This is a genomic window from Dialister sp. CAG:357 (genome assembly GCF_000435155.1).
GTDB lineage: Bacteria > Bacillota > Negativicutes > Veillonellales > Dialisteraceae > Dialister > Dialister hominis.
On record NZ_FR896351.1, the window covers coordinates 1 to 9,794 of the forward strand.

Genomic DNA, 9,794 nt, shown 5'->3' on the forward strand with positions numbered 1-9,794 from the left:
TCAGATAGAGTCGATAAATACATTTGTTAGATAATCCTCTAATCGAATATACTCACTATCCCCACACAAAAAAGGACTGCGGCGAAATGATTTCATTTCATCACAGTCCTTTTCTATTTCATTATTTATTTTCCACGGGTTTTCCTTTTTCCCAGTCCCATGGATTCCTCCGGCAGAGGCCGTCTGCGTAGGGGATGAAGATGGAAAGGATGCCGAAGATGGCAAGGAAGAGGCAGTACCACATGTGCGGCACGATATCGAGGGTCGTGATCTTCACGCCGCTCTGCGTGGCAAGGGCAGCCGCGGTGAGGAGCTGCGCGCCGTAGGGGATGATGCCTTGGAAGATGCAGGAGAAAATGTCGAGGAGGGAAGCGCTTCTTCTCGGATCGACCTTGTACTTCTCGCTGATCTGCTTGGCTACGTCGCCGGATACGATGATGGCGACGGTGTTATTCGCTGTCGCACAGTCCACAAGGGAGACGAGGGAAGCGATGCCAAGCTGTGCTGTCTTCGGTCCCCTGATCATGCCGTGGAGCTTGTTGATGAGCCAGGTGATGCCGCCGTAGTAGGAAATCATCTCGGAAATGCCGCCGCAGAAAAGGGCGAGGAAGAAGGCTTCGTTCATGCTGGTAAATCCGTTCCAGACAGCCTGGGCAAGCGATATGATCGTGAGATCCCCGGCCGACAGCCCGATGACGCCGGCGAGGAAGATGCCGATGACAAGGACGAGGAAGACGTTCGTTCCCATGAGGGCAAGGAGGAGGACGACGATGTAGGGAAGGACCTTCATGAAGTCGAATCCGCCCGATGTGTCAGGAATTGCTGCGCCCGGCGTCCCAAGGATGAGGAGGACGGCAATCGTTGCAATGGCGGCCGGAAGGGCGATGAGGAAGTTCACCTTGAATTTGTCCTTCAGTGCGCAGCCCTGTGTCTTTGTCGCCGCGATCGTCGTGTCAGAAATCATGGAAAGATTGTCGCCGAACATCGCGCCGCCCACGCAGGCCGCGATGATGAGGGGAGCGGAAATGCCGCTCTTCTCGCCGATGCCGGCTGCGATCGGTATGATGGCTGCTACCGTTCCCATGGATGTGCCCGTGGCCGTTCCCATGAAGGCGGAAATGAGGAAGATGCCGGCCGTCAGGTACTGTGCCGGGACCGTGCTGATGCCAAGATTCACCGTTGCGTCGCGGCCGCCCATGGCAGCAGCCACAGCGGAGAAGGCACCCGCCAGGATGTAGATCATGAGCATGGTCATGATGTTGTCATTGGCAGCGCCCTTCGAGAAGATGCCGAACTTGAACATGATCGGCTCGCTTCCGAGACAGAAGGCCGAGAGCACGGCAATGAACATCGCCGTCACGGAAGGGAACTGATAGAAAGCCATGTCCACGCCCTGCATCTGGAAGTAGATGCCTGCACCAAGGTAGATGGCGATGAAGATGAGGAAGGGGAGCAGCGCCTTCAAACTGCCAATGTTGGGGGATTTGTATTTCATTCGTACCTCGAAAAGAGCAGAGGCTCTTACTTAAAGAATAATTCGTAAATGACCTTCAGGAAGAAGATGCCAAGGACGATCATGATGATCGGCTTCACGTTTCTTGCGCTGCCGTTCGCAAAGTAGGAAGCGCCCAGCCAGTTGCCTGCCATGCCGAAGAGCCCTGCAATGATGCCAAGCGGGAAGAGGACCTTCGCATTCAGGAGGAAGACGCAGAGGGCGGCGACATTCGTCGTCAGGTTGATGGCCTTCGTGACGCCGTTGGCCTTATGGATGGAAAGGTGGGCGACTCCCGTCAGGAGGAGCAGCAGGAATGTGCCTGTGCCCGGGCCGTAGAAACCGTCGTAGACGCCGATCAGAAGAGCCATGGCCATGCTGAGAATGGTCGTCTTCTTGAAGGAGAGCGGTTCCTTTTCCACGATGAAGTTCTTCGTCTTCTGCACGTAGACAGCAGTCAGCGGGAGCACGATGATCATGAAGAGCATGAAGATATGGGCATTGACAAGAAGGGCCAGGTTTGCGCCAAGGGTCGAGCCGGCAAAAGCGCAGACGACGCAGGAAAGCGCAATTTTCCAGGGGATGAAGCCTTTCCTTGCAAACTTGAATGTCGCAAGCGCCGTACCCATTGTCGAGCTCATCTTGTTTGTCGCAATCGCATGATGAACGGGAATCCCGGCGATCATGTAAGCCGGCAGGGAAATCAGGCCGCCGCCTCCGGCAATCGCATCGATGAATCCGGCCAGCATGACCAGAGGGCATATAATAAGGTACTGCATCAATAAGTCCATAAGGGTCTCCTTGAAGATTGTAAATTTGTATAGACATTTTTTATCTTAACACGGAAGAAGATATTCGTACACGTATAAATGATTAAATATATATAAGGAAGTTTTTCAGGGGGAGTATAATAAAAGTAAAGGCATAGAGGAAGGATGGATTTATGGAACAAGCGATTCCGGTGATTCTTATCTGCATCAACCTCGCCGTATTTTTCCTTTACGGCGAAGACAAGAGGCGTTCAATCAGGGGGGAGTGGAGGATTTCAGAAAGAAATCTTCTCCTTGCCGCTTTCTGCTTCGGATCTCTTGGCGCATTTCTTGGCATGAAGCATTACCATCACAAGACGAAGCACTGGAAATTCCGCATCCTTGTCCCTGGGATGCTCCTTATCCAGGTTGTCATTCTGGCAGGATTATTTCTTATGGGACGCTTATACTAGGGGCGGCTCCTTACTGAACTTTTAGTCCTGTTTTATGCATACTATCTCTTTTCCCGAGTATAAAATGTGTTATAATAAAGAAAATATGATAGTGTACGGGTATAAGTTAAATTTTTTCTATACTACTCAAGTTTCTGTGAGAGTCATTTGCAGGAACTTTTATTTTCCTGAGAGGGAAATGTGGACGAAGGACTGGGAAGGCTTTTTCGTCTGAAAGAAGGTTTTCAGAGGCAGATTTCAAACATCGAAGGAGGAAAAAATGGCGGAGATAGAGAAGTTTCGCGGCGCAATCATAGGCGCCTCGTGCGGGGATGCATTGGGGTATCCGCTGCAGAATCTCTCCGTGGCCAGAATTAAGCATAGATTTGGTCCATTCGGACTGCGCACCCTCGTGGGCGATCCGAAAAACGGAAAGAAAGCACCTGTTTCTGACAACACACAGACACTCCTGGCAACAATCGACGGGATACTCTGGGCGGATGCCAAGAAGCTCGATATCATAGAAGGTATATACAGAAGCTATATGCGCTGGTACTACAGCCAGACGGGTGAAGAACCCAGAAGAGGCCAGAAGACCTGGATGAGACGCCAGTCCCATGAAAGGGAATTCTGCCTCGTCAGAGAGAAATTCATGCACGCGCGCAGAAATCCGGAAGAAGGGCTTCTGGGAGCCTTTTCCAAGGACGGCCGCGGCTCGACGAAAAATAAAGTGAATGACAGCAAGGGGAGCGCCTCCCTGGCAAGAGCCGTTCCGATCGGCCTCACCTTTGCAGGCGACGGGAAGATGGCCTTTGATACAGCCGTCAAGGCAGCAGCCCTTTCCCATTCCAATCCGATCGCATATTATTCTTCCGGCGCTCTTGCATGCATCATCGCATGCCTGGCAGAAGGCATGTCATTCCCGAAATCTTTGGATTATGCGGAATCCATCCTGACGAAGATGCACAAGACCGATCCGATCCTGTCCCTCATGTCGGCAGCCCGCCAGCAGGCAGACAACCGCCCGGCAGGAAAGACAGGCGTATGGGACCACATCGACTCCATCGCATCCTTTGGCGACGGAACGAATGCAGAAGAAGCACTGGCGATTGCCATCTACTGCTCCATTGCCGTAGATGATCCGCTCGAAGCCGTCATCATTTCCGCCAACCATGGAGGAAAGAGCAATACGACAGCTGCCATCACTGGCGCTATCGAAGGCGTACGCTTCGGCGATACCTTCATCCCGGGTTACTGGACAGACGTCCTTGAAGGAAAGGAAGCCATTTCCTTCCTGACAGACAAACTCTTCTACGTCTACGACAAGTACCGTCCGGGCAAAAGATAAAATCTGAATCAAAAGGAGCTGTGACAAAATCATTTAGCCGCAGCCTTTTTTTCGTGGACGAATGGATTCTATTTCCAGATAAAGAATCATCTATATTATGCTATAATATAAGTTGCGTAGATTCGCGCAGGAGAGGCGCGGATCTAAAAACAAAGGCGGAAAGCCTGTTGGCCGCATGGCGGCAGCGGGGGAAGGAGGATGCGCATGACGCCGGGTGAAGTGCTGAAGCAGTATTTTGGCTACGATTCGTTCCGGCCTGTACAGGAGGAAGTCATTTCCACGATCCTGAAGAAGAAGGATATTCTGGCAATCATGCCTACGGGCGCCGGGAAATCCATCTGTTTTCAGATACCTGCCATGATGTTTCCTCACGGGTCCATCATCATCTCGCCCCTGATTTCCCTCATGAAGGATCAGGTGGAGGCGCTGACGGAGCAGGGCATCCTGGCTTCGTACGTGAATAGCACGGTGCCTTATGATGAAGCGATCGAGCGCCTGCGCGACATGTACAGGGGCCGCATCAAGATCCTTTACATGGCACCGGAAAAGCTGGAACCGTCCTACTTCACTGACTGCCTCGCGCAGGTGCCGATTTCCATGGTCGTCATCGATGAGGCGCACTGCGTCTCCCAGTGGGGCCATGATTTCCGCCCGTCGTACAGGAAGATCAAGACCTTCATCGATTCCCTTCCCAAGAAACCGATCGTCACGGCGTTCACAGCGACCGCGACGCCGGCTGTCGAAGAGGATATGAAGAAGAGCCTGGGGCTTTCTCATGCGGAAATCTTCCGCACCGGACTCGACCGGCCGAACCTGTCCTTCCGCGTCATCCGTGATGCGGACAAGGAAGCGCTGCTCCTCCGGTACGTGAAGGCGCACAAGAAGGAAAGCGGCATCATTTACTGTGCGACGAGAAAGGCAGTCGATGAGGTCCATGACCTTCTGAAACGTGCCGGCATCCGCGCAGGAAGATACCATGCAGGAATGGAAGACGAGGAAAGACGAAAGGCGCAGGAGGATTTCTCCTACGACCGTACGCCCGTCATGGCGGCGACGAATGCATTCGGCATGGGCATCGACAAGAGCAATGTGCGCTATGTCATCCATTACCAGATGCCGAAGAGCCTCGAGGCGTACTACCAGGAAGCAGGGAGAGCCGGACGAGACGGCGCGAGCGCTGAGTGCATCCTTCTTTACAATGGAAGGGACTCAGGCATCCAGCGCTACCTCATCGATCAGGGCAATCAGGACGAAGAGCAGAAGAAGATGGACTACCACCGCCTGAATGCCATGATCGATTACTGCCAGACGACGGCCTGCCTCCGCAATTTCATCCTGACCTACTTCGGGGAGAAGGCGGACAAGCCCTGCGGCCACTGCGGCAACTGCGAAAGCGGGCAGGCGAAGGTGGACGTGACGGACACGGCCGCCCTCATTTTCAAGACCGTCCGCTCGCTCCACGGGCGCTTCGGCGCATCGACTGTCGCAGACATTCTGGCGGGCAGCCGCGCGAAGGCAGTGCTGGACAGGAAGCTCGACGAGCTCCCGACGTATGGCAAGCTGTCCTTCGTGAAGGCCAGGCATATCAAGAGCGCGCTGAACAGCTACGTCGCTGACGGCTACCTCGTCCGCGAGGGCGAGCCGTACCCCGTGCTGCGCCTCACAAACAAGGCAGAGGACGTCCTTGAAGGGAAAGCCAATGTATTCGGCCTTGCCTTCGGCGCAGAAGACGCCATGGCGGATGCTGCCGTCGAAAGGAAACTGGCCGCCAGAAGCCCGGTCCACGGCAGTCTTTTCGACAAGCTCAGAAGCCTCCGGAAAGAAATCGCATCCGCCGAGCATGTGCCGCCCTTTGTCGTATTTTCCGATGCCACGCTGGAAGACATGGCTGTCATTTCTCCAAAGACACTTGAAGAAATGAGTACCGTCAGGGGCGTGGGCGAGTTCAAGCTAAGAAAGTACGGCACTCGTTTCCTGAAGATTTTCCTCGAAGAAGCAGACAAGGACGAAAAGCTCCGCGAGACATGGAGAAAGAATCCGATCTTCAAGGAAACAGAACCGGAAGACACTGCAGAAGATATGCCGGAAGAGGAGCCATCCTCGGCAGCGCTCTTTGCGCAGCTTAAGTTTTACAGAAATTACCTCGCGTCAAAGAAAGGCGTGCCGGTCAACCGCATCTTTACCGACGACACCCTCTCGGAAATGGAAAGGAAGCGTCCTGAGACAAAGGAAGAGCTCCGGGCCATCCGCGGCATAGGACCGAAGAAGTCCGCCGAATACGGAGACGCGTTCATCAATATTATCAAGTCATCACCGCAGAGTGCGGAGTAAGGAGAGAGACATGAGCCTTGCAGATAAAGAGTACTTAGGCATAGTGAAGAATATCCTCGAAAACGGGGCCCTTGGCGACAACCGCACCGGCATGCCTGCCTACAAGCTGCCCCACCAGATCATGCAGTTTGACCTTGAAAAGGAATTCCCGATCCTGACGACCAAGTTCGTCGCATTCAAGACATCCGTGAAGGAAATCCTCTGGATCTGGCAGAAACAGTCGAACAACGTCCGCGTCCTTCAGGACTGGAACTGCCACGTATGGGATGAATGGATGAGAGAAGACGGCACGATCGGAAAGGCATACGGCTACCAGCTGGGCAAGTACCATCAGGTGGACACGCTCCTTGAAACGCTGAAGAAGGATCCGCAGAGCCGCCGCATGGTCGTCGACCTCTGGAACGTCCAGGATCTGCCGGACATGGCGCTCTATCCCTGCGCCTTCCTCACCATGTGGGACGTCTCCGCTGACGGTCGCCTGAACTGCATGCTCGTGCAGAGAAGCGGCGACATGGGACTCGGCGTGCCTTTCAACATGGCGCAGTACGCAGCCCTCGTCTGCATGATCGCGCAGGTGAGCGGACTCCGTCCGGGCCTTTTCACCCACGTTATCAACAACGCCCATGTTTACGAAAACCATAAGGAACAGCTTCTCCTCCAGCTCTCCCGCCTGCCGCAGGCTTACGATGCGCCGAAGCTCGTCCTGAATCCTGACATCAAGAACTTCTACGACTTCAAGCCGGAAGACATCGTCCTTAAAAACTACAAGCATCACGACAAGATTGCCATGGAGGTGTCCGTATGAGCCTCTCCATCATCGTTGCCAAAGCATCCAATAACGCCATCGGAAAGGACAATGCCCTTCTCTGGCACCTCTCCGACGACCTCAAGCGGTTCAAGAAACTGACGATGGGCCATCCGATTATCATGGGAAGGAAGACCTTCGAAAGCCTCCCGGGCGTCCTTCCCGGCCGCGTTCACTACGTCCTCACAGGAAATAAGGACTACAAAGCGCCCGAAGGCGTTCTCCTCTTCCACGACGTGAAATCCCTCATGGAATCCCTCCCCGAAGGAGAAAACTTCGTCATCGGCGGCGAGCACATGTACAAAGCCCTCCTCCCGTACGCAGGCGCCCTCTACATCACAGAAGTAGAGAAACCCTTCGACGGCGATGCCTTCTTCCCTGAGATTCGTCCCGAAGACTGGGTCGTCACCGAAGAAACAGAAGGCGGAGGAAACATCCCGCACCGCTTCATCACCTACCACAGGAAATAAGAATAGTGGAATAAAATAGAAATAATAAAGCAGCAGAATCAGGGTACCACCAGGCTTGCCTTCCCAGACGGGGAAGGGGGACCGCTTCGCGGTGGATAGGGTTGATTTCCACGGACGAAGTCCGGTTTTATGGTTTTCATCTCCCTCAATCCGCTTATATCAGCTAATTCTCTAATTGGATATACCCACACAAAAGGGGCCGTGCCAAAATGTGTAATCATTTTGGTACAGCCCTTTTTTCTATTGCAGAAATCCCCCGTTTCCAGCATCAGAAACCAGGAACTCCCCGCGGAAGGGGAAGCGGAAAGGCCGTTTCTCATGCGGGCGGCGAGTACTTTCTCATGGTATGCAAGCGCGTATTCTAAGGGGATACCTAAACATTTATTGCGGATTTTGGACGCCTGTCCCAAACCGGACGCAGCATCATGGAAGAGAGAAAATATCGGAAATCCCGGGATTTATCCCATCATAAGGCACTTTTGGGAGCCTGCTATATTTAGGAAGCTAGATATAAAAAGAACGAATATCGAAAAAATTAAATTAAGTGAGTAAGAATTTAATTATATTGGATATGAAATTTAAAGTTTCAACCTACTTTATTTTCTAATTTCCTTAACAATAAACGGGATACAGAAAAATAATGAAAAGGACGACCTAATAAAAATTATTTTGAGATATTGACTAATTTTGAATACGTGCATTAAGATTATGACATAATCAACGATGGGGTGATTGGCCGGCGCCTTCGCGGAGCCGGAAAGAAATTCCTTTTTAAGAAAGCATCGAGGTGATATAAATGATGCCTCTCATATTTGCCAAGGAAGGCGAGACTGTGACGATACGCCGCATTTCAGGGAAAGACGACGTCCGCCAGCATCTGGCTGAGCTCGGATTTGTGATGGACGCAGAAGTTTTGATTGTCAGCCACATGGCAGGCAACCTGATCGTACAGGTCAAAGGGAGCCGCATTGCTCTCGACAAGTCCATGGCGCAGAGAATTTTCTTTTAAAGGAGGAAGGGAGCAGCTATGAAAACATTGAAGGAAGTGGCAGTCGGGGAGACCGCCAAGGTCAAGAAGATCGGCGGCAACGGACCGACGCGCCGCCGCATCATGGACATGGGCATCACAAAGGGAGTCGATGTCTTTGTCCGTAAGGTAGCACCACTGGGCGATCCGATCGAACTGACCGTCCGCGGCTACGAACTTTCCATCCGCAAGAGTGAAGCGGAAGTCATTGAAGTGGAAGAGTAATTTTCTCATATATTTATTTCCTTAAGGTAGGAAAGGAGTCAGAATGTCAATCAGAATCGCCCTTGCGGGCAATCCGAACTGCGGCAAGACGACACTGTTTAATGAATTGACCGGCAGCAACCAGTATGTGGGAAACTGGGCCGGCGTCACCGTAGAAAAGAAGGACGGCATCCTTAAAGGACACAAGGATGTCATTATCCAGGATCTTCCGGGGATCTATTCTTTGTCCCCGTATACACTGGAAGAAAAGGTAGCAAGAAATTACCTTGTCAACGAACAGCCTGACGTGATTCTGAATATCATCGATGGTACAAATCTGGAAAGAAACCTGTACCTCTCCACACAGCTGATTGAAATCGGGCTGCCGGTCGTCATGGCAGTCAACATGATGGACCTCGTCAAGAAGAGCGGGGACAAGATCGACATCAAGAAGATGGGCGAGGAACTGGGCTGCGAAGTCGTGGAAATCTCCGCGCTGCAGGGCAAGGGCTGCAAGGAAGCTGCTGAAAGAGCCATCGAGGCTGCCAAGAGCGGCAGGAAGCACTGCCTGCCTTCCGTATTCACCGGAAGCGTAGAACACGCCATTGCGCACATTGAAGAATCCATCCATGACAAAGTGGACAAGGAATTCGTCCGTTGGTATGCCATCAAGGTATTTGAAAGAGACCATGATGCGACCGATGCACTGCAGCTCGATCCTAAGACTCTCGCTCACCTTGATACGCACATCAAGGACTGCGAAGATGAAATGGACGATGATTCCGAATCCATCATCATCAACCAGCGTTACTCCTATATCGGACGCATCATTTCCAGCGTCCTGACGAAGAAGCATGACGGCCATGCGATGACGGTCTCCGACAAGATCGACCGCGTCGTCACGAACCGTATCCTT

Annotated in this window: 10 protein-coding genes; 8 read left to right on the plus strand and 2 right to left on the minus strand. The window is 52.6% G+C overall.

The window, feature by feature from the left end; all coding sequences use genetic code 11:
• Positions 1–121: 121 nt before the first annotated feature.
• Both M3200_RS00420 and M3200_RS00425 read right to left on the minus strand, forming a co-directional pair.
• Positions 122–1,495, minus strand: a complete 1,374-nt coding sequence (locus tag M3200_RS00420; protein ID WP_022381566.1) for a Na+/H+ antiporter NhaC family protein — start codon at positions 1,493–1,495, stop codon at positions 122–124.
• 26 nt (positions 1,496–1,521) lie between these two features.
• Positions 1,522–2,283: a sulfite exporter TauE/SafE family protein gene (locus M3200_RS00425; RefSeq protein ID WP_022381567.1), complete on the minus strand. Its 762-nt coding sequence runs from the start codon at positions 2,281–2,283 to the stop codon at positions 1,522–1,524.
• Between the two features lie 152 nt (positions 2,284–2,435).
• On the opposite strand from M3200_RS00425, the gene M3200_RS00430 reads away from it, so the two are divergent.
• The 8 genes from M3200_RS00430 to M3200_RS00465 all read left to right on the plus strand — a co-directional run.
• Positions 2,436–2,714, plus strand: coding sequence for a DUF1294 domain-containing protein (locus M3200_RS00430; RefSeq protein WP_022381568.1), 279 nt, complete (start codon positions 2,436–2,438; stop codon positions 2,712–2,714).
• A gap of 259 nt (positions 2,715–2,973) precedes the next feature.
• Positions 2,974–4,041 (plus strand): ADP-ribosylglycohydrolase family protein, encoded by a 1,068-nt coding sequence (locus tag M3200_RS00435; protein ID WP_022381569.1) that lies wholly within the window; start codon positions 2,974–2,976, stop codon positions 4,039–4,041.
• A gap of 204 nt (positions 4,042–4,245) precedes the next feature.
• Positions 4,246–6,372, plus strand: a complete 2,127-nt coding sequence (recQ, locus tag M3200_RS00440) for a DNA helicase RecQ (RefSeq protein WP_022381570.1) — start codon at positions 4,246–4,248, stop codon at positions 6,370–6,372.
• Positions 6,373–6,382: 10 nt separating this feature from the next.
• Positions 6,383–7,177, plus strand: coding sequence for a thymidylate synthase (locus tag M3200_RS00445; RefSeq protein ID WP_022381571.1), 795 nt, complete (start codon positions 6,383–6,385; stop codon positions 7,175–7,177).
• Complete coding sequence (locus M3200_RS00450; protein WP_022381572.1) at positions 7,174–7,647, plus strand: dihydrofolate reductase; 474 nt, start codon at positions 7,174–7,176, stop codon at positions 7,645–7,647. The genes M3200_RS00445 and M3200_RS00450 overlap by 4 nt, the downstream gene beginning before the upstream one ends.
• A gap of 796 nt (positions 7,648–8,443) precedes the next feature.
• The gene (locus tag M3200_RS00455; RefSeq protein WP_022381574.1) at positions 8,444–8,656 is read left to right on the plus strand and encodes a FeoA family protein; all 213 of its coding nucleotides are present in this window, start codon (positions 8,444–8,446) and stop codon (positions 8,654–8,656) included.
• Positions 8,657–8,674: 18 nt separating this feature from the next.
• Complete coding sequence (locus M3200_RS00460) at positions 8,675–8,899, plus strand: FeoA family protein (protein ID WP_022381575.1); 225 nt, start codon at positions 8,675–8,677, stop codon at positions 8,897–8,899.
• Between the two features lie 43 nt (positions 8,900–8,942).
• Positions 8,943–9,794: FeoB small GTPase domain-containing protein (locus tag M3200_RS00465; RefSeq protein WP_288178055.1), on the plus strand; the 852-nt coding region annotated here is incomplete at its 3' end.